Source organism: Paenibacillus sp. FSL P2-0089 (genome assembly GCF_038595095.1).
GTDB lineage: Bacteria > Bacillota > Bacilli > Paenibacillales > Paenibacillaceae > Paenibacillus_AQ > Paenibacillus_AQ silagei.
In genome coordinates this window covers 3,675,693-3,696,412 of record NZ_CP152006.1, presented here as the reverse complement: position 1 = coordinate 3,696,412, position 20,720 = coordinate 3,675,693, and the positions used below count along the sequence as shown (strand labels likewise).

Genomic DNA, 20,720 nt, shown 5'->3' with positions numbered 1-20,720 from the left:
TGAACCCTACCTTTGCAAGAATTTATATCTAAACAATACACGTTCAGACACATCTAAAATGAAGCCTATCCCAATAGCCAGAATCGCTACTGAGATAGCACCAATTAAAAGTAAATCCGTTCGATTGAGTCCTAAACCGGTAAAAATGATCTCTCCTAATCCACCAGCTCCAATTTTGGCAGCCAAGGTAGCGCTGGCGATAATTTCAATCGCAGCGGTTTTAATCCCTGTCAAAATCAATGGTCCAGCCACTGGAAATTGGATTTTCCATCTGATTTGTCGTTCAGACATCCCTACACCTTGTGCAGATTCAAGTAAAGACATGGACACACTTTGTAATCCGGATACTGTATTCATTAAGATTGGAGGGATTCCTAAAATAATGAGAGCGACAAGGGCTGGCCTAATTCCAGTACCCATGATAGGAAGCAACAGAAGTAAGATTGCTAGGCTGGGAATGATTCGTAATGTTTGAAATAACGAGGTGATCCATTTTTCGGAACGACTATATTTAGTTGATAAGGTACCTAAGATCATTCCTATAAGTGTAGAAATCATCAATGCCAATAAACTGATCTCTAAATGCTCTTTCCAAGAATTCAAGAACGTTGACATATGATTCGAAAAATAGTCACTCAGTTGCATCCATAAACTTTCTCTCAAACTCCCTCCCCCTTTCATCATTTTCATTTGATTTTTCATCGACAGAATTATAATATAAGCAATGTATTGGTTTTGAAAGTAGGCACCTTTTTGTTATATAGGAACCTATTAGTAACTATTGGAGGCGATAATGTAGTGATTTCAAAAAAAGAGTTGCCGTTGTGTCCCGTCGCAACGACAGTTGGATTGATAGGTAACAAGTGGAAGCTATTGGTTATGAGGGATCTTTTGAAGGGAACTCAACGATTCGGAGAACTTCGTAAAAGTATCCCGGAGATCAGTCAAAAGGTTCTCACTGAAAATTTACGCTCAATGGAAGAGGATGGAATTGTCATTCGTACTGTTTTTGCAGAAGTCCCTCCGAGAGTCGAATACAGCTTAAGTGACTTAGGAAATTCACTGAAGCCAATTATATTCTCTATGGAAACATGGGGACTCGGGTACCAGAAACTCAATGATGAACTTCCGAACGATATTCATCAGAGTGAATGATGTCAGATTGATACTCTCTGCAATATTTCTATTAGCAGTAAAAAAGCAATTCGGATTAAATCCGAATTGCTTTATCTTTAATTACTCCCTTAATCCTTCTGACTCCAGCAGCCGAAGATTGTTCTTTTGCAATACGGAATGTTCCTAAGTTTGTGGTATCTTCTACATGAGGCCCTCCACATACTTCCCGGCTCCACACTTTCCCTTCGTGATCTTGGATGGTATACACCTTAACGATATCCGGATATTTATCCCAAAAGTTTCCTTCCACATTACTTTCTTTCGCTTCAAGTTTAGGCAGCTCTGAAATAGAGGTAACTGCTTTCGATGAAATTGCATCATTCACATACTTCTCCACCTTAGCTATTTGCTCGGGGGAAAGTTTTTCATCATGGTTGAAGTCAAACCGTAATCGTTCGGAAGTAATATTACTTCCTTGTTGGTGAACATGATCACCTAGAACTTCCCTTAACCCCGCAAGTAGCAAATGAGATACCGTGTGCAGCGCGGTTGTTTCTGCGGAATGTTCAGCTAAGCCACCTTTAAATTTACCCGCAGAAGCAGTTCTGCTCATTTCAGCATGTTTCTTTGCCGCTTCTGTATAAGACGCCTTGTCTTCCATGCTATATCCACTTTCAGTTAAATACTCTTCTGTCAACTCCAAGGGAAATCCATAGGTTTCGTAAAAATAAAAGGCATCTGCCCCCGTAACTTTACCCTTATTCTTCAGATGCTTCTGTATTTCAAATTCTCCTTGCTGTAATGTTCTATAGAAAAGACTTTCTTCCTTATTTACGATTTCAATTACTTTCTTTTTATTGCGGATCAAATCTTCATAAGCTGTTGCTTCATCGATATAAACTTCAGACAACTGACCCACAAAGCTTCCTTGTATCCCTATTTTTTTACCCGCACGGATGGCCCTTCTTAATAGCCTTCTTGTTATATACCCTGCATCACTATTTGCCGGCTCTGCACCGTCATTAATGAGAAACGTAGCCGCTCTCACATGATCCAGTATGATTCTAAAGGACTTTAGATCGTCAGCATAGGATTTACCGCTTAGCTCCATCAACTTGTTCTTGGGATTAAGGAAGAAAGCCGTATTGTAAATATCCTTGTCCCCGTTAAGGGCTGTAGCCACCCTTTCTAATCCGCCTCCATAATCCAGATTGGGATTTTGCATTTTTACGAATCCGGTCTCTCCTTTTGTGTAACACATAAATACGTTGTTCCCAATTTCCAGGAATCTGTCGCTTTCAGAAGCAGGATGATCCAGTGGATCACCGCTTGGGTCAAGATCATAAAACATTTCACTATCGGGTCCACCCGGTTCACCAACCGGCATATGGAGAGGACTTCCGGCCCGGCTCCACCAATTTTCTTTTTCATCGTATAAGAATATTTTCCCGCCTCTGGATGCCCCATATTGCCAGGGATCATCTTCAATGATGGGTTCTATCCCGACGGATTTGAATTTTGCTGACCAGAGCCCAAGGGCTTCCGTATCTTTCGGTATATTCAGTTCATCACTTCCTGCGAAAGCACTGATATACAGCCTGCCCGGATCAATTCCTAATTCGATGATATGCCAATGCCAAATGGCATCGATTTGTTTTTGCTTATAGTTATGTTCATTAGCTTTGAACTCCCAACGGCCTATCATTTCAAAAAATGTCAGATGCGACGTATCCCCTACTTCATCAATATCCACTGTCCTTAAGCACTTCTGAATATTAGCAATCTCATTGCCGATCGGATGCTTTCCCCCCAATAAATAGGGAACCATCGGCTGCATACCGCTTCCTGTAAACAACGTTGAGGGATCATTTTCCGGTAACAAGCTAGAAGAAGGCACTTGGCTAGCCCCTATTCTTTTCATAAAATCAACATAGGATTGTCTCAACTCATCTGGTGTCATTCTAAACCCTCCATTAAATATTAGTTATGCTTAAAACAAAAAAGCCCTAAGCTGACATGTTTCTTGTCAACTTAGGGCGAACGATTATGTCCGTGTTACCACCTAACTTCAGATTGCTCTGCGCTCTATCAGTACGGGATTGCTCCGATACTGTTTCCTGAATAACGGTGGAACTCCGTTGAAGCCTACTAAGATTCCTCTGTTCGGTCCACAGCTCCGAGACTGCTTCACTATTAGATCAATGAAGATTCGCACCAACCATCTTCTCTCTGTGAGATCCTTAATAGTTACTATTTCTCATCATAGCCTTTTCGTTTTAAGTTAAAGCAATGCTAGCACAATCAACTTACTTCGTCAAATAACAATTCCGTTCTAACTGGGGAACCTGGAGCCGGCGCTTACCATTTGTTTGAATTGCACACGACCTGCCTGTAATAAAGCATCACTGAACTTCTCATCACTAACTGCCCTTGCCAGTGCCACAGTACCCACCATACTGCTCACCAACGCATAACCATTAGAGGGATCGATCCCAGCCATATTTGTAATAAACGCAATGAAACGTTGCAGCTCTTGTGTGTACGCTTGCCTAATATTTTCCGGTAGCTGGGCAACCTCTCCTGATAAAGCAGGTAAGATACAACCGGCTTCCGTCTGATCCCGATGCAGAGGGCTTAAGTAAAAATCAATGACGGCCTCAATCGGCGTCTGATCTTCATTTTTATTTTGGTCTGCAATTCTCTGAAGTGTGTCGATGGTGTCACTAATTGCGAAATGACAGGTCTCCATCACAAGCTGATCTTTATTTGCAAAATGGGAGTAAAATCCTCCGTGCGTCAGTCCAGCACCTTTCATAATATGGGGAAGACTAATATTCCGCACGCCGTGGGTGCGAAATGCTTTGGCTGCGCTGGTAATAATATGGCTTCGAACTTTGAGCTTGTGTCCTTTCGGATAAGGCATCCTGCTCTCTCCCTTTTGTATAAGTCTGTATTTATGAATGTTTTTAAAATATTATAATTATCATATTATTTGATGTCAATTTATTATGAAGTGTTGACTCTTTTAAAATATGATGATTATAATATATTACGATCATCATATTTTATTTTGGAGGTACTCATCATGAACTCATTAGAAGCTGTAGATACCCTGGTCATTGGATCGGGGCCTGGCGGTTATGTAGCCGCATTACGTTCGTCACAACTGGGCATGAAAACAGTCATTGTGGAGCGCCACCAGATCGGAGGGGTATGTACACATGTAGGCTGTATTCCTTCCAAAGCGCTGATTGCTGAAGCGGAGCGTATTCATTTGCGCAGACACTGGTATACTGTTGACGAAGCTTCTTCTTTTCAGGAGGCTCAGTTCTTTAAGCAAGCTGTGGTGGATAAGCAGTCTGGAGGAGTTCGGTTTTTACTTAAAACAGCAGGTGTGACAGTTATCGAAGGAGAAGCCAGCTTGATAGACGCGAATACCGTTGAAATTCATCACGCTGAACAGAATGAGCGCCGAATAGGCTTCAAACATCTCATTCTGGCAACCGGTTCCCGTCCGATTGAAATCAGCGCTCTTCCTTTCGGCGGACGGATTCTTTCATCCACTGAGGCGCTATCGCTGGCCGGTATTCCTAAGAGCCTTGTTGTAGTTGGCGGCGGTTATATTGGCGTGGAACTGGGTCAGATGTTTGCGAGATTTGGAACCACAGTTACGATGCTTGAGGGCGGTGAACAGATTTTACCCGGATTTGAAGCAGAGCTTGTCGCACCTGTCGTTCGTCAACTGAAGAAGGACGGGATAACCATCTTAACGGAAGCTAAGGTTACAGGAGCAGACCAATATACGAGTCACATCAATCTACATTATATGCGTCAGGATCAACACCATGTTGTTCAAGCTGAATATGCGTTAATTACGGTGGGCAGGAAACCGAACACAGATGGAACCTTGGGTCTTGAAAATATAAGTCTGTCCCCTACTCCACAAGGCTTGATCAAGATTGACAAGCAGTGCAGAACATCTATCCCGCATATCTATGCCATTGGAGATATTGTTCAAGGCCCTGCCTTGGCTCATAAAGCTTCATATGAAGCAAAAATTGCAGCAGAAGCGATCGCGGGTAAACCCTCTGTCATCGACTACAAAGCTCTTCCGCTGGTTGTGTTCTCTCACCCGGAGATTGCGAGCGTTGGTCTTAGCGAAACGGCGTGTAAACAACAATCGATTCCTGTTGTCGTTGGAAAATCTATTTTTTCTATTAATGGCCGTGCGCTGGCTCTGAAAGAAACCGAAGGCTTTGTCAAAATCGTCGCTCATGCTGCGTCTGGTCTTGTATTAGGTGCACAGATTGTAGGCGCTGAAGCATCTACTCTTATATCTGAGCTATCCCTTGCGATTGAGATGGGAGCAACGGTAGAAGATATGGCCATGACCATTCATCCGCATCCAACTTTAGGCGAAATCATCATGGAGGCCGCAGAACAAGCCCACCGCAGATTGTAACAAACGAAAATTATTGATGCAGGAGGTTTACTTATGGAGAAATCAAACGAAGTATATTGCGTTTCCGACCGGCTTGTTATTCGAAAGTTTGATTTGCAGGATGTACATTCTTTTTATCAATACCGGACGAATCCAGAGGTTTCCCGTTTTCAATCCTGGGATCATTATACGCTTCAAGAAGCTGAAGCATTTATCAGCAGACAAATAGTACATTCCCCGGATCAGCCCGGGACTTGGTTCCAATATGCAATTGCTCTAACGGAGTCAGATCAATTAATCGGTGATTGTGCCATTCACACACTCGCAGATGAACCCCGAATGGTTGAGATAGGATTCACTCTAGCACCTGAGCATCAAGGAAAAGGATACATGAATGAGGCGCTTCGTGCCCTGATTGACTATGTGTTTGGCTTACTAAATAAACATAAGCTGATCGCTTTTACCGATGTGAGGAACACAAAATCGATTCAAGTGCTAGAGCGTTTAGGCATGAGACGTGAAGGACACCTGCTCGAAAATTACATGTCCAAAGGCATTTGGGTAGATGAATTTCAATATGCAATGCTGCGATCGGAGTGGCTTAACAAACAAAACTGATTTCAAAAGAAACTTTCAGGTCAAATAGAAGTTGTTGTATTTACTATTTTCTGGAGACTTTCCTTGATTCTATGTGTAACTTCGTTACCATGATATGTGATCACTTTTTTAATATCCAGCTCTAGCAGTTTGGCAATCGACTTCAACGCAGTCGGATGATCCAACGTGTAATAGTTGTCAAAGGACAGGAGCTTACCAGCTTTCGAATTTAATGCATCGCCGGCAATTAACGTTTGAGTTGGGATATGATATAGCGATATATGATCTGGTGTGTGTCCAGGTGTAAAGACGACTTGAATACCGCCGGCCAGGGGCAGAATATCTCTATCCTTTAGTGCTGTATGAACGTGCACGGACGGTGCAAAAGTTGTACCTCTAATAAGCGGAAGCGCACCCGTCAAATAGGGTACAGTCTCCTCATGTGCGAGCACCGTCAACTCGTTCCCCCTGGCCTGAACTAGCTCCGGCAGACTGCCAATGTGATCACTGTCTTGATGCGTAATGATGATGTGCGTCAGCCTATCTAGTCCAAAGCCTTCCGTTTCAAGTAACTTACGGATTTTATCCAATTGCCCGGGAATGCCAGTATCCACAAGTACAAGATTCCGTTCATCCCACAACAAAGTTGGATATACAATAAATGATCCCATTTGCAGCTCTATCGCTTTAATTCCGGTATTCGGCTGAGACAGGGACATTCCTTCATCATCCTTTCCTATAAGTAGGTATATTATATTACTTATAGGAAGCCGAAAGTCAACACTTTTTACACTCTCTATTCGGGCAGTCCCTGAAAAGAATTCCCTCGTGTCAGCTTCTGACTCTGATCGGCCCAGCGGATCTGAACCGAACGGGAAGTGAATAGATCGGGCCCATCCGATACCTGAAAATGCAAGTGTGCTTCACTGGAGTTCCCTGAATTACCAAGATGTCCGATGAGATCCCCCTGCTGTACGTTATCCCCTTTTTTGACGGCTACACTGCCTTTCTTGAGATGTGCTGTGATGCTGAACTCCCCATTTCCATGATCGATGACCACAACATTCCCTGCCGGTTCTTCAGCGTTCATCACGCCCGGCGTGTTATCGGGGATGTCATTTTTGACTTCAACCACCTTGCCATCTGCGGCTGCATAGAGCGGTTCACCAAAAGCATAATAGTCCTCGTTGTTTTTTCCCTCACCTTGATAGCTTGAAGCATCCTGTGTGCGGATAATGTCGAGTGCGTAGCGCTGGGTTTCATGAGCATAATGATAGTTGGATAACACATCGTTTCCGCCCCAGAACACAAACCATTTGCCCTTCATCGGAAACTGGAATGCAGTCTTGGTCATCGCCTTATCCGTTGCTTCATGCGTTTCAAGCGGCTGAATCAGCAGCCCCGCAATCTGGTGATCTTCGGCAAAAGAGGCTTGAATCCCCTTTGTCCCCGTCTGATCCTTCCATGAGCTTTCAACCAGATGGTTCATTTTAAACTCGGTAACCTTCTCCCATGAAGCAGTGCCTTCCATAAAGCTATCGGCAGTCGTCTTGAATTCGTCCAGCGATATGATTTCCTGTAGCTCCGGACTCATCTGTTTGTAGATGTCCTCCTTCGATCCCTTCATTAAGGTATCCATGAAATTGTCTGGTGTAATCATTGCGTCCTCCTCGGCTGTCTGTTCTACCGGTAATTGCTCTTGTGGTTCAGATGCTTCCGAAGTGCCGCACGCAGACAGCATCACACACGTACCAAGAACTGCGGCAAGCCCCTTCCAGCTTTTCGAATATCCTCTAGTCATTTCCCTGCACTCCTTTGTTTGAACGATATCTTTACAGTCCAGTGTACGACATCAATCTTATCTGCCGTCTAACTTACTCTTACGACTATCATAACTTTGCGGCGGGCTACCTCTCCAAAATTAAGCATCCGTTAAGGTTACCGGCAAGCAGCACAGTGTTTCAGAATGGTATGATACTTATATAAAAAGCTGGGAGGCTCTATTTCGCCATGGATGAAGTTTCAATTTTGCTTGTTGATGATGAACAGGCGATTCTGCATATGCTCCGAACGGTATTGCTCAAGGAGCAATTCCTGGATATTGATACGGTCACTACCGGTGAAGACGCAATTGCTGCATGTGAAAAGAAAACCTATCACTGCATCGTGCTGGACGTGATGCTACCAGGCCGAAGCGGGCTGGAAATCTGCCCTTTTCTGCGTCAAATTACAGATGCCCCTATTCTCTTTCTGACAGCGAAAACCACCGATTATGACAAGCTGACCGGCTTCGCGGTTGGCGGAGACGATTATGTCGTTAAACCCTTTAACCCGCTGGAAGTAGTCGCACGGATCAAATCCCTGCTGAGACGATATTTGCCCAGACAGACGGAAGCGGAAAAACTGCCGCGGGAAGGGATCTATGACTATGGGCGCTTCCAGGTTATGGAGCCAGCCGGTGAACTCAGAGTCGAAGGTCAACCCGTGAACTGCCCTGCGCTGGTATACCAGCTGCTGCTATTCTTTTGCAAACATCCCAATCGTATCTTCACCAAGTCTGAATTGTATGAGCGGGTCTGGGGATCGGAGGCCATTTCGGATGATAACACCGTCATGGTACATATTCACCGGATTCGTGAGCGTATTGAGGCTGATCCCTCCAACCCTGAATTATTGGTGAACGTTCGCGGGCTAGGGTATAAGCTCATTCAGTCCGACATGGGATCTGGGCGATGAGTGTAAGACGCAGATTGATGACGCGGTTCATTGGCCTGCTTGCAGGTACGGTGATTCTGATCTTGATCATCGGCGGAAGTATAGCTTACTGGGTCATTCAGCAGCTGAATGAGGCCAGCCTTGTTGAAGATTTTGCCACTGTCGGACTCGACCAGCTAATCAGTACAGCAGAGATTTTGCCGGACGGCAGTGTTAAGTATGATCCGGGGTTGCTGAAGCGAATTGATGAAAACAACGGCTGGCTTCAGGTTCTCGATGAGCAGGGTCGTGTGTTGGATGCTTTTCATACCCCTTCCGATGTGCCGAATCACTATAAACCTGGAGAACTCATATCTTATTGGCAAGGACAAAAGCCCTTTCCCTACCGGCTATATCTGCTTATCCGCGAAAGAGAAGGCATTAATTTCACCCTGTTGTATGGAGAGAACAACCAGGCTGTAACCATGCTGGAGCAAGCATATAACGGGGGCCGTTATGCCAATAACAAGCTGGAATTGGCATCCGGGCAGCAGGAAATCATCCGCTCGGCGGATGCCTATCTTCAGATTTTGGATGAACAGGGATTGGAGGTTACTTCTTTCAATAAGCCCGTAACAGGGATCCCTGACAGCTACAGTATCCAGGATCTGATTCTGCGTACACGATACCCCATCCGGTATGGAGTGAGTACAGTGACCAGCTATGATGAGCAGAATCATTCTACCTGGATGCTGAGTATTCCTCTTGGGAGCAAGCCGGCAGGTAGCAATGAGAACCCCTTCGGGTTTATTTTTGGTCCTGCCCTGATTGCGCTTCTGGTATCTATTATCGGCTTGCTGATCCTGCTTGCTGTCTGGTATGCCAACCTGTTCGGGTATCCGATGCTCCATATGCTGCAATGGCTGCAGCGGCTTGAAAGGGGACAATATGAGGAGCCGGCCGGCCCCCGCGGCAGGCCGCTTAGCCAGAAGAAGAACGGGAGATGGCGGCGAAACTATCGGGTATATACGGAAGTGTTACATTCCATCCAGACGTTATCCGCTACCCTGAAGCAGGATAAAGAACTCCGCAAACAGACCGACTCTTTGCGGGAGGAATGGATTGCTGGAATTACCCATGATCTGAAGACACCGCTATCCTCGCTCCAGGGTTATGCACACATGCTGGAGGCAGAGAAATACCAGTGGACTACGGAAGAGGTACGCGAATTCGCGGGCATTATGGTGGACAAGTCCATGTACATGGACAGGCTGGTAAGCGACCTGGCCATGACATATCGTCTGCGCAGCGGCGGATACCAGCCTCCTGTTGAGCTAACGGATATCAATGCTCTGCTGCAGGATTTGGTACAGCGTGCTGAGCGGAACCCGGCTTTTGGAGTGGGCCGCATTACGTTCCATCCCGCCCCGGTTGGGGTACAGGGTTATGTACACGTCCCCTCCTTTGAACGGATCGTTGATAATCTGACCGCCAACGCCTTGCTGCATAATCCGCCGGAGGCGAAGCTGATTGTAAGTGTGCAGCCAGGTATACAGGCAGGCGATTTCATCGTTCAATTTGCCGATAATGGACGCGGTATGGATCAGGAGACGGTGTGGAAGCTGTTCGAACGATACTATCGCGGCACAGATACAGGTGCGCCCGATGTCGGCTCAGGCCTGGGCATGGCGGTAACCAAAGGGCTGATTGAGGCCATGCAAGGGCGAATTGAGGTTCGATCGAATCCCGAAGAGGGGACAGAAATACGTTTGATATGGGACGCCCGTTCGAGGGCTGGAAGAAAATAATCCAGAGGTTCCAATGTGGTATAATCATAAGAAAATATTTGAAAATATATGACGAAGAGGTGTTCTGCTAATGGCATTAACGTCCGCATTCACGAGCCTCAACCTGCCTGTTAAAAACGTAGCCCAATCGAAAGTGTTCTTCACTGGACTTGGCTTTGAGCTCAACCCGCAATATCCGGATAACGAGACTTCGGTAGCCCTCTTGATCGGCGACAACCTGCAGGTCATGCTGATCGATCAAGCCTTCTTTCTTACACTCACGGAGAAGGAAGCCGTCGATACGGGCAAGTATGCGCAGATTACGATTGCTTTGGAATTCGAGAGCCGGGACAAGGTTGATGAAATCGTGAACACCGCACTCTCCTTAGGCGGGAAATTGCACGCTGAGCCTGAAGATCATGGATTCATGTATCATTGGGGCTTCGTGGATTTGGACGGCCATCTGTGGGCGATTAACTATATGGGCATGGACGCGGCACAGGGTTGAGGCTAACGACGAATACACTCGTACTAAGGCTGCAAAAGAAAGACGCCGGGCATCTTCCCCGGCGTCTTCTTTGATAGTTTAGTGTTTTAAACCGAATACAATTGTCGGTACAGCGGAATATGGACCAATGTATGTGAAAAACAGTATATATTGTGCTCGCAAGCAGGCACGCGGCCTGAATGTATATGAAAAACAGCATACATTGTGCTCGCAAGCAGGCATATGGACCGAATGTATGTGAAAAACAGCATACATTGTGCTCGCAAGCAGGCATATGGACCGAATGTATGTGAAAAACAACATACATTGGGCTCGTAAGTAGGCATGCGGCTTGAATGTAAGTGAAAAACAGCATACATTCAGGCCGCGCGAAGGTAATCTTGTTCATCCCTTAGGGTGATTTTGTTCTAATCAGTTTTTTTCAGTATAGGATTTGAAATTGTCCATGATCGCTTGCCAGCCTGCTTGCTGGAGCTCGACGGGATTGGCGTTTTCCGCATCGAACGTTTGAATGATCTTCGTCTCATTCCCTTGACGGGCGAACGTAATCTCCACTCTTCTTCCGTCTTCTATGGTGTAGCTGATCACCTCATGCTGATTCACGACATCGTATACGCCGCCAAAATCAAAGCCCATGCTGCCATCCTTTGCTTCCATCCGTGTCAGAAAGGTTCCGCCAGGCCGCAGATTGTTCTCGGCTCTTGGCGCATGCCAGTCCTCGGAGGCCTGATTCCACTTCGTGATGTGCTCCGGCTCAGTCCAGTAGCGCCATACCTTCTCGATAGGGGCTTGTACCACAGTTTGTACGGTTACTTTCGCCGGTTGATTCTCTTCCATTTCAATAGACACCTCTCTCATGAACTTCGTCGCTTGGTTACTTACCATTGTCTCCCAACTGTTTGTGCAATATCCCCTGGAGTATTACTTCAATGGCCCAGAAGAACCTCTCCTTGGAGGCGGTATCCCCCGAGAATAAATCAGTCTTCAGACTGTTCATGAGCGGAAACCGTACCGGATCTGCTTCATTATAGTAACTTTGGGCAGTTTCCATCAGTTCGCTTGCTCTCTTAGCCTTCTCCAACGCAATGGAAGACACGTACAGGAGCAACAGGTCCGTTCCCCAAGCAGCGGCCGTAGAGGTGATTCCGCCTTTCTGGAGGACGGTAAGTAAATACTCATTCAGACGAAAAGCATGATTCCCAATGGGAATCGTCTGTAGGGATAGCTCAGCTAATCCAGGTTGCTCGATAAGCAGTTCTGCATAAGCCTGCAGCGCTTGAAATAACTGCTCCTTCCAGTTCTCGTTCGTCAGCTCCGGCAGATTCAACTCTCCGAGACCAAGGTCAAGCACATAAGAACTCAATTCCTGCAAATTTTTGACGTACACATAGAGGGAGGAAGGTCCAGTGTCCAGTTGCTTGGCTACCTTCCTCATGCTCATGCCGGAGGTCCCTTCCTGCTTCAGCAGCTCATACGCGGTCTTGACAATCAATTCATGACTAAGGGGTTCTTTGGCTGGCCGGTTACGGCGGCTCACAATTTCACGTTTAGGTTTCATCATACTTTCCTTATAACATGCCGGAAGCCAATAGTAAATACATCATGGAAGATAACATCAGCCTTGCTGCTCATACAGGTCTTGATAAGATTGCATGAGTGCTGCGAACTTTGGAGCGGCATTCTCCGAGAAGCTCAGGATGAGGTTTTCGTTAGATACATATGCTTTCTCTGAAGCATACTGGAACATTTTCTCTTCATATTCTTCAATTGCCCCAGCTGTGTCCTTATTTCTTACAATGGCAAGAGCCAGCTCCAGCGCATCCAGCATCGCAAGATTCACCCCTTCTCCGGCAAAAGGAGACATGACATGTGCTGCATCACCGATTAATGTGACACCAGCGCTGTGTTCCCAGCGAAACCCGACGGGCAGCATGTAAATCCGTCTGGGTACAACCGCATCTTCGGCATACCGGATATAATTCTTGAGCGGCTCACTCCAATCGTGAAACAGCTCAAGCAGCTTGGCCTTCGTCTCCTGCGGATTATCGTTCCGGATTTCGTCTAACCAGTCCCGCTCTACCTTGAAGCTTGCATATACTTTGATCCGTCCGTTGCCGTTCAGCTGGCCCAGAATCCCTTTGTGATCATCCAGGGCGAACATCTTGCCACGTGCGTTAAATGCGGCCAGATCCGGGTGATCGGCTGCAATTACGTTAAGCTCCAGCATCGTCAGACCTGAATATTCCACGTCTGTATCCGTAAGCAGAGGACGAACGCGGGAAAAGGCACCATCCGCACCAATTACAAGATCTGCCACAGCGATATGTCCATTCTCAAAATGAAGCTCCGTCTTACCCTCGCCCAGAGACACCACCTTCTCCAGTTTATAGCCATACTGTATGGTAGACGGATCTAGTTTGTTTAAGAGTAAGTCACAAAGCACACCACGGTCAATCTCCGGGCGTCTCTGCCCTTCCGAGCTCTCTTCGTCGGCCACTTCATCCAGGTATAGGGTCCCCGTCTTATCCATGAGCCGGAAGTCTTCGCCCTCAAACCGTGCTGCCTGCAGAAAAGCTTCATATAATCCGGCCTCCTTCAGTGCGAGCTGCCCGGACTCTTCATGGATATCTAAGGAGCCTCCGCGTTCATGGCTTAGGTTCTTATGCTCACGTTCATAGATTGTCGAGGTAATACCATGCTTTTGCAGAATCAGGGCAAGCGTTAGCCCCCCTGGTCCACCTCCAATAATTGCGATCCGGCGTTGTTCAGTCGAATGAACAGTTGTCATGTGTAGACATCTCCTTTTGTATAGATAGTTATTTTCTTAAGAAACCTGCTTCTTGCCTGCAAAAAACAAAGATAAAACCAATGCACTAACTGCAAACCCCAAAGTAATCCAGAAGGTTGAGCCGAAGGCATGACCTAATTGATCGGGTGAATGCTGTGCGGGAAGTCCCCTGATTTGTTTGGCCAGAAAAGCCATCGTGATGGTAACGCCGAAGGAGGACATGATTTGCTGGGCTGAAGTGGTGATGGGAGTAACACGGCTTATTAATTCCTTGGGAGCTGATCGGAGGACATGTGTATTGATCTGCATCATTGTTAATCCTTGCCCAAGTCCTGCAAAAGCAAAGCTGCAAATAATATATAGAGAACTCGTATGGGCATCAATCTGTGTCAGAGCAAGTAAGGAACCGCAAAGTTCAGAATACCTATGATGGCTACCGGGCGAACACCGAAACGGTCAAACAACCGGCCGCCGGCATTAATCCCGACAGTAGATAACAGGGCTTGCGGGATCACATATAATCCAGCCTCAAGAGGAGTTAGCCCCCTCACTTGCTGTAAATACAGCGGGAATAACAGAATACTCCCGAATAAAGCAATTTGATTCAGCCAGGCGACAGAAATGCCATGTACAAAGGTAGGTGAACGGAATACTCTTAGCTCCAGCAGCGGGTGCTTTTGCCTGAGCTCATTCCATATAAAGATGGCCAGTATAATGAGACCCCATGCCAGTGGAGCTAACGTCCATAGATTGGACCACCCCTTCTCACCTGCTTGATGAACAGAAAACACAATGGAAGTAAAGGCAACCGGAGCCAAAAGCGCGCCGATTACATCCAGCTTGTTGTTCGATTTTGCATCCGATGCAGGTAAGTACCTCCAGGCCATGAATAAAGCCAAGATGCCAACCGGAACGTTGATGAAAAAGATCCAGTGCCAGTTGATGTACTCGATCAGCCAGCCCGACAATAAGGGGCCTAGAATGGGAGCAAGCAGCATTGGGATCCCGAGGATGCCCATGACAGATCCTCTTTTGTCCGGAGGAGCGACCATGAATACAGTGGCAATTCCGATGGGAGCCACCATGCCCCCGCCCAGACCTTGAATGATGCGGAAAACGATAAGCTGAGTAGGAGTGGTTGCCATTGCACACAGTACAGAAGCAAGAACAAATAACACAATGCTAATCATAAACATCCGTTTGGGCGAGAAACGGTCAGAGAACCAGCCGGCTAACGGAATGACTGCCGATAAAGACAAGGTATACGCCGTAATGACCCACTGAATCGTACTAAGATTGGTATCGAAGGCACTTACTAATTTCGGCACGGCTACATTCATGATAGTGCTGTCTAAGATCACCAGGAACATCCCTGAAGCAACTGCGAGAATTATGGGCAGTATCTGCTTTAAGGAAAAGGCTGGTTTCATACTGTCGCTATCCTTTGTCTCTGACATAAACGCTCTTCTCCTTTCCTTAAATAAGCGTATGAAGTTACAGTAATACAAGCTTCAGAACAGCTATCCAGCATGAATAATGGATTTGAACTATTTATACCATAACGAACACTGTTCGTCAAGAATGATGTTCGTTATGGTGTGCGTTTTTCTTAGAATCATAAAAAGAACCCTTATATGAATATAAGGGTTCTTTTTATGATTTATTTGATGTATTTACTTCCGTAATTATCCATGAGAAGCTCCGCTTTATTCAATTGCTTGACTCCTTCTCCAACCTTATTGTAACCTGCTTCGAATTTGGAATAATTTATTTTGGTTGTCTTCAGGCTATCCCGCATTATAGTTAACCCCTCTAACTGGAGTTTTGCCCCTGCTAGATAATGATTATGCATTTCTTTTAACTCTGCATTATTCACTTTTAGGTACTTCAATCCGGATACAAACTTAGTATAGTTGGGCACTACAGTATTGCTTAGAGAAAGAAAAAATGTTTTTCTTGTTGAGTCTTTTATTCCTAAGTCAATTAGCTCATTATACAAAGTGATGGCTTTATTTTCATACTTTCCTATAATCTGCAATTGCTTGTTATACTCTTCAAAGTCCTTAACCATAACTTCTTCGTGGGTAGGTGATTTTTTGACTCCTGGACTTGTTGGTTCAGGAGTTGGTGTAGGAGTTGTTTCAGGCTTAACTGTATAATCATCGACCACTTGAACAGTGAACATATAAGGTTCAAACTTTTCTCCAATATTGACAGTTAAGGTGGCAGTCCCTTTATTTAAGGCATGAAGTTCAGAAACCCATTTCGTTTTCCGGACAACCTTTATAATATTCTCATCTGAAGAAATCGGAGTAAAATCATGGTCTGCAACGTCTCCATCTGTCCAGTCAGTGATGGCTATTTCGTATGACTTCCACTCTCCAATTTTAATCTCACTAGGTGTGGTTACTTTGACAATGTCGGTAATGTTCCGTGCAGCCGCACTTATATTTCCAGCCCCAGATACGACCGATAATATAAGTGCTAACATTAGCGAATAAATCAAACTCTTTTGTTTCATAGATGCTTTCTCCCCGCTTTTTTACCCATAGTAAAGGTCTCTACCAATCTTGCTAGCATATTTCCATGAGTAGGTTACATGTAGCAAAAACAGAAAAGTTCTTTCCAAGCTTTATTATACAACTATCCTCTGCTTTGGAAATCCCATCCTTATGACATTTTTTTGTTTTACCCTCCAGAATCAGTTATCATTATGTCAAAATCGTATAATCCACTAGTGAGGTGTAGCTATGGATAAATTCGCCCTTGAGGTATTCTCTGATTTATCCGAAAGACTGAATTATAATCTGCCGGGTTTCCCGCTGTATGCTAAAAAGGGAGCGCTGCATCAATTTGACCGCTTCGCGGCCGCGTATCATTGGCATCCGGACCTGGAGTTCATTGTAGTGCTGGACGGGGAAATGGATTATTATGTGAATGGACAAACGGTTCATCTCGATAAAGGGAATGGAATTTTCGTTAACAGTAAACGCCTCCACTATGGCTTCTCTGCTGCGAAGAGTGATTGTACTTTTCTGGTCATCGTCATTCATCCTGCCCTTCTGGGCGAAAACACGCTTGCGGGAAAAGCATATCTTGAAGAAAAATTCGCTTCCGGCACCGACGATTATTTACTGTTATCTTCCCAAACGTCTTGGCAGCATGCGATTCTGCTCGCGCTAACTGAGTTGTATGATGAGGTGCACAGTAATGAAGGGAACCTGCTCCGCTTATTATCCCAGGCTGTGTCCATATGTGCGGGTATAGCCGATCATATACAGCAGGCACCGGGCAATCCGAATGATGAACAGGTATGGATGACAATCCGTAAAATGACCAGGTATATTCACCAGCATTATGACGCTAAACTAACCATTGATGAGATTGCAGCCGCCGGTTCAGTATGCAGAAGCAGATGTTGTGAGCTATTTAAAAAGCATGTTGGATGGACACCCAATAATTATTTGACCCGCTACCGTCTTCAAAAAAGCTGTGAGATGCTGAAAGAGACAAAGATGCCTGTTGGAGAGATCGCCATGCCTGCGGGTTTCAAACGGCAAGTTATTTTTCGTATGTGTTCGGTAAACAATTAGGACAGATCCCGCAAGACTTTCGCAAGCAATCTGCTGCTGCCGGCAACGATTCTTAACGACGGCATTCCTTGCCGTCAACGTATTCTTGACTGATATAATAAGTGAACCGTTTATCCTGCTGTCTGGCTAGTTTGTCACACCATATAGAATGAACTATTGCCCGTATACCGAAAAACAGGAATGGAATCAACAGAATTCCTATCGCAGCCTGAACGATCATAAGCAGCACCCCCTTCTTATTTCTATTCTCAGAATAGTATAAAGAAGGGAGTGCTGCTCCCGAAATCGTTTGTAATTATATCAAAATCGTATATTGTTTCATATTAAAGCTCTTCCGGCTTTATAAATTTCACTTCGGGATAACTGTCGTTTGGCCCCTCCAATAGTTGTCCCCCTTCTCCTTTCAATTCCTTATTAAAGAAATCGAGGACATAGTGATTTACGACGTCTGATCCTCTTTTACCATTAATATCTCCTGTGATTCCAGTCAGTTTAATCAGTTCAGAATAGAATTGAAGGTCCGTGAAATTGAAGTGCTGGGTACCCTCTATATAAATCGCAGGCCCTCCCTGATTGATCACATTTTTAATAATGTGCAGCTCTTCTTCAAGTTGTTTAGTGACTTCGTTATCCGGATTGGTCCCCTTCTTGAAATCTGTCAACCAGTCTTTAAAAACTCCGGATCTTATGAACATAAACGGCTTGTTTAGATCATCTCTATTGTCCACTTCGATCAGTGACCCGTCCATATTGACCCCGGCCTTGATTCTAGGATCTACATAAGTTGTGTTAAACGCTGTTGCCCCACCGAAGGAATGCCCCATTACGCCCAGATGATCTAGATCAATTTTTCCTTTAAATTGACTTTCGATTGCACCTGAATTCAGCTTTTCAATTTCGTCGATTACAAACTCCACATCTTTCGTCCATATCTTACCGATTCTTCTGCGATCTTCTACGGTAGTCGTCTTGGTGGTATAGTCCGTTACACGGCCATCCGGAAAAATGGTAGCAAAGGTGCTATACGTATGATCGATAGTGACCACGATATATCCGTGACTGGCGAGATTCTCGGCCTGTGATGCATGGAGAACCCGACTGGTTCCCATACCGTGAGATAGCAGTACCACAGGATAAGGACTTGTAGAAGGCAATATTTCTACATTTTCATAAGAGTTGGTTTTACTATACTTCCAGTAATCGAATACAAAGTCTGGTAGGTTTAATGAATTAGAATAGGTCTGGATATACTTTTTGAACATTTCTTTATCTTTTGGAAAAAGAGCTTCACTCTTCTTGTTACTGCTATTTGCAGTAGGGTACCACACTTGAACCATTAGTTCCCTCTTATCGCTTGGATCTGCAGTTAAGACTTCATCTCTGTTCTGATCCGTAAAATGAAAGGTTTGAGTACCCACTTTCTCCGGACCTTCAAGCTTCGGCAAATGAAAGACTGGCAAGTATACAGACAAGCCGGTAGATATAACAAGCAGAATGACGATGATGGAAGATGAACTATATTTCAACAGCTTCCCTGCTTTTATATTCCCTATATTTCCCATCTTGCCTAAATGCCTGAGTATAACGATGAGTATGAGTAACGCCGTCATCATATATACCAAAAGCAACTGCCATCTGTATCCCTCTACAAATAATTGAACTACTAATATAACGCTGCTTCCTATCCCCAAAACCAGTCCTGTTGTCTTTGCCCCTCTTCTGATAAACAATAGATCTGCGAGCAGCGCGAAACAGGATAGAACTAAAAGTATCTCAAATAATCTCATTTGACACCCTCTCTTTCTACTTCTTCTTTTGCTAAGATGTAAGCTTAACCAATGAAAGTGTATTCCCCGTGACGTCAATATGAACTGAATATGAACGGACAAAAGAAATGCATCAAAAGCTAAAAACCCTCAGGACGCTAGGATAGCGTTCCTGAGGGTTCATCCATTGTACAATGTCGAATGAGCCATTATAAGGGAGGCTGCACCAGTAACAGCTTCCCAAGCTGGATCACCGTTTGATCATACCAATCCGGATGCTGCCGGAAATGCTCACTGCTCCGTTCATTGCCGGATGCCTCGAACACGGCCGCTTTGTCTGTCTTGCCGGTATCGAGCTCGAAGCGAACCGTATGTTGCCCGTTCGGGAGCTCCGGCAGGAATACATACTGATTACGATTATGATCGTTGTAATTGGTGAACCGATCGATAATAAAGGGTTCCCCTCCATCCACCGACACCTTCAATCTGCCGGAATCAGGCCCTCCGATATCGAATAATCCGATACGGGTACCCTCGAACTGCACCGTGACCGCCTCTCCAGGATCGGCTGCCCGCCACAGGCCGGGAAACAACCAGCTGTACTCGCGAGCTAGAGCAGAATCACCCGGTGTCAGATATGACCATCCTGCAGAAAAAGTAGTCAGACTATCCAGTGGCAGCATGGCCGCATACTCCCAAGGATTAGCGGGGACCAGCGGATTCTGAGGCAGGTGATGTACGAACCTTCCCGGCTGATCTTGAAGCTCTCTAATGAGCTCAAAGGACCGGGTGATCGTATCCGTGTAAATCTGGTGTCCTTCGGGAATGGTCGGATGGATCGAATCATGCGTAAAAATAACGGCGCCGGGAATGGATACGTCTTCTCTTGAGGTGAACACGAGTTGTCCCTCCGACACCAGATGACTGACCGCTACGCCCAGATGGATCGATGGAATCCCATAATAGTCAGCCACTTCCTCTTGCATTAGAGCGCCCTTCTGGTATTCCCCGGACTGGAACAAGGCCACATCCCGCTCCTTCAGCGTATACACGAACAGGATATCGGTAAACCGGCTCCGCTTGCGGATCTGACGGACAATCCCTTCGATCCGCGCCTTGGATTCGGGATCTCCGCCATCGTTACCGACAAATTCAACAAATACCAGATCAGGCCGGTGACGCAGTACATCTGTCTCCACACGGGCACAGCCCAGATCCGAGCCTGTCCCGTTAATACCTGCATTCACCGCGCGGATATCCGCCTTGGGATATTGCCCACGAAGCCAATCCGCCGTCATAACCCTGTATCCTTCAGAACGCGTATTGCTGCCACCGAAATAGACGATGGTGACCGTATCCCCATTTTCCAGCTTCTGAATGACATTAGGGAGCCCTCTTCGAGGGAATACATCCTTCATCTCGACTTCACC

Annotated in this window: 20 protein-coding genes and 1 other annotated feature; of the genes, 7 read left to right on the top strand and 13 right to left on the bottom strand. The window is 45.6% G+C overall.

The genetic code is table 11. The features are described 5' to 3' along the window. Positions 1–6: 6 nt before the first annotated feature. Positions 7–663, bottom strand: coding sequence for an ABC transporter permease (locus NST69_RS15230; RefSeq protein WP_340952750.1), 657 nt, complete (start codon positions 661–663; stop codon positions 7–9). Between the two features lie 135 nt (positions 664–798). On the opposite strand from NST69_RS15230, the gene NST69_RS15225 reads away from it, so the two are divergent. Further along, a complete protein-coding gene (locus NST69_RS15225; RefSeq protein WP_017688258.1) occupies positions 799–1,155 on the top strand; it encodes a helix-turn-helix domain-containing protein in 357 nt (118 codons plus the stop codon). Between the two features lie 55 nt (positions 1,156–1,210). Here the strand turns inward: NST69_RS15225 and NST69_RS15220 are convergent, their stop codons facing one another. Further along, positions 1,211–3,076 carry an alanine--tRNA ligase gene (locus tag NST69_RS15220; RefSeq protein ID WP_342549938.1) on the bottom strand — a complete coding sequence of 622 codons (1,866 nt, stop codon included), beginning with the start codon at positions 3,074–3,076 and terminating at the stop codon, positions 1,211–1,213. Between the two features lie 69 nt (positions 3,077–3,145). Further along, positions 3,146–3,389, bottom strand: a binding site (T-box leader). A gap of 59 nt (positions 3,390–3,448) precedes the next feature. Then, positions 3,449–4,039 (bottom strand): TetR/AcrR family transcriptional regulator, encoded by a 591-nt coding sequence (locus NST69_RS15215; RefSeq protein WP_342549937.1) that lies wholly within the window; start codon positions 4,037–4,039, stop codon positions 3,449–3,451. Positions 4,040–4,201: 162 nt separating this feature from the next. On the opposite strand from NST69_RS15215, the gene lpdA reads away from it, so the two are divergent. Both lpdA and NST69_RS15205 read left to right on the top strand, forming a co-directional pair. Next, positions 4,202–5,578, top strand: coding sequence for a dihydrolipoyl dehydrogenase (gene lpdA / locus NST69_RS15210; protein ID WP_342549935.1), 1,377 nt, complete (start codon positions 4,202–4,204; stop codon positions 5,576–5,578). Positions 5,579–5,611: 33 nt separating this feature from the next. Then, positions 5,612–6,175: a GNAT family protein gene (locus tag NST69_RS15205; RefSeq protein ID WP_339257012.1), complete on the top strand. Its 564-nt coding sequence runs from the start codon at positions 5,612–5,614 to the stop codon at positions 6,173–6,175. A gap of 20 nt (positions 6,176–6,195) precedes the next feature. Here NST69_RS15205 and NST69_RS15200 read toward each other — a convergent pair whose 3' ends face one another. Then, positions 6,196–6,873 (bottom strand): MBL fold metallo-hydrolase, encoded by a 678-nt coding sequence (locus NST69_RS15200; protein ID WP_342549933.1) that lies wholly within the window; start codon positions 6,871–6,873, stop codon positions 6,196–6,198. A gap of 77 nt (positions 6,874–6,950) precedes the next feature. Continuing rightward, positions 6,951–7,955: a M23 family metallopeptidase gene (locus tag NST69_RS15195; RefSeq protein ID WP_342549932.1), complete on the bottom strand. Its 1,005-nt coding sequence runs from the start codon at positions 7,953–7,955 to the stop codon at positions 6,951–6,953. Between the two features lie 209 nt (positions 7,956–8,164). On the opposite strand from NST69_RS15195, the gene NST69_RS15190 reads away from it, so the two are divergent. The 3 genes from NST69_RS15190 (at position 8,165) to NST69_RS15180 (ending at position 11,143) form a co-directional block, all read left to right on the top strand. Beyond that, on the top strand, positions 8,165–8,890 hold the full coding sequence (locus NST69_RS15190; protein ID WP_076075192.1) for a response regulator transcription factor: 726 nt from the start codon (positions 8,165–8,167) through the stop codon (positions 8,888–8,890). Next, entirely contained in the window at positions 8,887–10,656 is a 1,770-nt protein-coding gene (locus tag NST69_RS15185) for a HAMP domain-containing sensor histidine kinase (RefSeq protein ID WP_342549930.1), read from the top strand. Before NST69_RS15190 ends, NST69_RS15185 begins: the two co-directional genes overlap by 4 nt. Before the next feature lie 70 nt (positions 10,657–10,726). Then, positions 10,727–11,143 (top strand): VOC family protein, encoded by a 417-nt coding sequence (locus NST69_RS15180; RefSeq protein ID WP_342549929.1) that lies wholly within the window; start codon positions 10,727–10,729, stop codon positions 11,141–11,143. Positions 11,144–11,554: 411 nt separating this feature from the next. Here the strand turns inward: NST69_RS15180 and NST69_RS15175 are convergent, their stop codons facing one another. The 6 genes from NST69_RS15175 to NST69_RS15150 form a co-directional block, all read right to left on the bottom strand. Further along, on the bottom strand, positions 11,555–11,980 hold the full coding sequence (locus NST69_RS15175) for an SRPBCC family protein (protein WP_342549928.1): 426 nt from the start codon (positions 11,978–11,980) through the stop codon (positions 11,555–11,557). A 37-nt stretch (positions 11,981–12,017) separates the two neighbouring features. After that, positions 12,018–12,704 (bottom strand): helix-turn-helix domain-containing protein, encoded by a 687-nt coding sequence (locus NST69_RS15170; RefSeq protein ID WP_342549927.1) that lies wholly within the window; start codon positions 12,702–12,704, stop codon positions 12,018–12,020. Positions 12,705–12,758: 54 nt separating this feature from the next. After that, positions 12,759–13,931 (bottom strand): NAD(P)/FAD-dependent oxidoreductase, encoded by a 1,173-nt coding sequence (locus tag NST69_RS15165; RefSeq protein ID WP_342549926.1) that lies wholly within the window; start codon positions 13,929–13,931, stop codon positions 12,759–12,761. 36 nt (positions 13,932–13,967) lie between these two features. Next, a complete protein-coding gene (locus NST69_RS15160) occupies positions 13,968–14,243 on the bottom strand; it encodes a hypothetical protein (RefSeq protein WP_342549925.1) in 276 nt (91 codons plus the stop codon). A 77-nt stretch (positions 14,244–14,320) separates the two neighbouring features. Beyond that, positions 14,321–15,388, bottom strand: a complete 1,068-nt coding sequence (locus NST69_RS15155; protein WP_342549924.1) for a DHA2 family efflux MFS transporter permease subunit — start codon at positions 15,386–15,388, stop codon at positions 14,321–14,323. Between the two features lie 203 nt (positions 15,389–15,591). After that, the gene (locus NST69_RS15150) at positions 15,592–16,452 is read right to left on the bottom strand and encodes a hypothetical protein (protein WP_342549923.1); all 861 of its coding nucleotides are present in this window, start codon (positions 16,450–16,452) and stop codon (positions 15,592–15,594) included. Positions 16,453–16,681: 229 nt separating this feature from the next. Here NST69_RS15150 and NST69_RS15145 point away from each other — a divergent pair, with 229 nt between their 5' ends. Then, positions 16,682–17,524: an AraC family transcriptional regulator gene (locus NST69_RS15145; protein WP_342549922.1), complete on the top strand. Its 843-nt coding sequence runs from the start codon at positions 16,682–16,684 to the stop codon at positions 17,522–17,524. 323 nt (positions 17,525–17,847) lie between these two features. Here NST69_RS15145 and NST69_RS15140 read toward each other — a convergent pair whose 3' ends face one another. Beyond that, positions 17,848–19,311 (bottom strand): alpha/beta fold hydrolase, encoded by a 1,464-nt coding sequence (locus NST69_RS15140; RefSeq protein ID WP_340952768.1) that lies wholly within the window; start codon positions 19,309–19,311, stop codon positions 17,848–17,850. A 188-nt stretch (positions 19,312–19,499) separates the two neighbouring features. Continuing rightward, a complete protein-coding gene (locus NST69_RS15135; RefSeq protein ID WP_342549921.1) occupies positions 19,500–20,708 on the bottom strand; it encodes a GDSL-type esterase/lipase family protein in 1,209 nt (402 codons plus the stop codon). Positions 20,709–20,720: the final 12 nt, after the last annotated feature.

Coding starts and splice junctions, on each gene's coding strand:
- NST69_RS15220 (WP_342549938.1), bottom strand. CDS start 3,076: ATGACACCAGATGAGTTGAGACAATCCTATGTTGATTTTATGAAAAGA.
- NST69_RS15215 (WP_342549937.1), bottom strand. CDS start 4,039: ATGCCTTATCCGAAAGGACACAAGCTCAAAGTTCGAAGCCATATTATT.
- lpdA (WP_342549935.1), top strand. CDS start 4,202: ATGAACTCATTAGAAGCTGTAGATACCCTGGTCATTGGATCGGGGCCT.
- NST69_RS15205 (WP_339257012.1), top strand. CDS start 5,612: ATGGAGAAATCAAACGAAGTATATTGCGTTTCCGACCGGCTTGTTATT.
- NST69_RS15200 (WP_342549933.1), bottom strand. CDS start 6,873: ATGTCCCTGTCTCAGCCGAATACCGGAATTAAAGCGATAGAGCTGCAA.
- NST69_RS15195 (WP_342549932.1), bottom strand. CDS start 7,955: ATGACTAGAGGATATTCGAAAAGCTGGAAGGGGCTTGCCGCAGTTCTT.
- NST69_RS15190 (WP_076075192.1), top strand. CDS start 8,165: ATGGATGAAGTTTCAATTTTGCTTGTTGATGATGAACAGGCGATTCTG.
- NST69_RS15185 (WP_342549930.1), top strand. CDS start 8,887: ATGAGTGTAAGACGCAGATTGATGACGCGGTTCATTGGCCTGCTTGCA.
- NST69_RS15180 (WP_342549929.1), top strand. CDS start 10,727: ATGGCATTAACGTCCGCATTCACGAGCCTCAACCTGCCTGTTAAAAAC.
- NST69_RS15175 (WP_342549928.1), bottom strand. CDS start 11,980: ATGGAAGAGAATCAACCGGCGAAAGTAACCGTACAAACTGTGGTACAA.
- NST69_RS15170 (WP_342549927.1), bottom strand. CDS start 12,704: ATGATGAAACCTAAACGTGAAATTGTGAGCCGCCGTAACCGGCCAGCC.
- NST69_RS15165 (WP_342549926.1), bottom strand. CDS start 13,931: ATGACAACTGTTCATTCGACTGAACAACGCCGGATCGCAATTATTGGA.
- NST69_RS15160 (WP_342549925.1), bottom strand. CDS start 14,243: ATGATGCAGATCAATACACATGTCCTCCGATCAGCTCCCAAGGAATTA.
- NST69_RS15155 (WP_342549924.1), bottom strand. CDS start 15,388: ATGTCAGAGACAAAGGATAGCGACAGTATGAAACCAGCCTTTTCCTTA.
- NST69_RS15150 (WP_342549923.1), bottom strand. CDS start 16,452: ATGAAACAAAAGAGTTTGATTTATTCGCTAATGTTAGCACTTATATTA.
- NST69_RS15145 (WP_342549922.1), top strand. CDS start 16,682: ATGGATAAATTCGCCCTTGAGGTATTCTCTGATTTATCCGAAAGACTG.
- NST69_RS15140 (WP_340952768.1), bottom strand. CDS start 19,311: ATGAGATTATTTGAGATACTTTTAGTTCTATCCTGTTTCGCGCTGCTC.
- NST69_RS15135 (WP_342549921.1), bottom strand. CDS start 20,708: ATGAAGGATGTATTCCCTCGAAGAGGGCTCCCTAATGTCATTCAGAAG.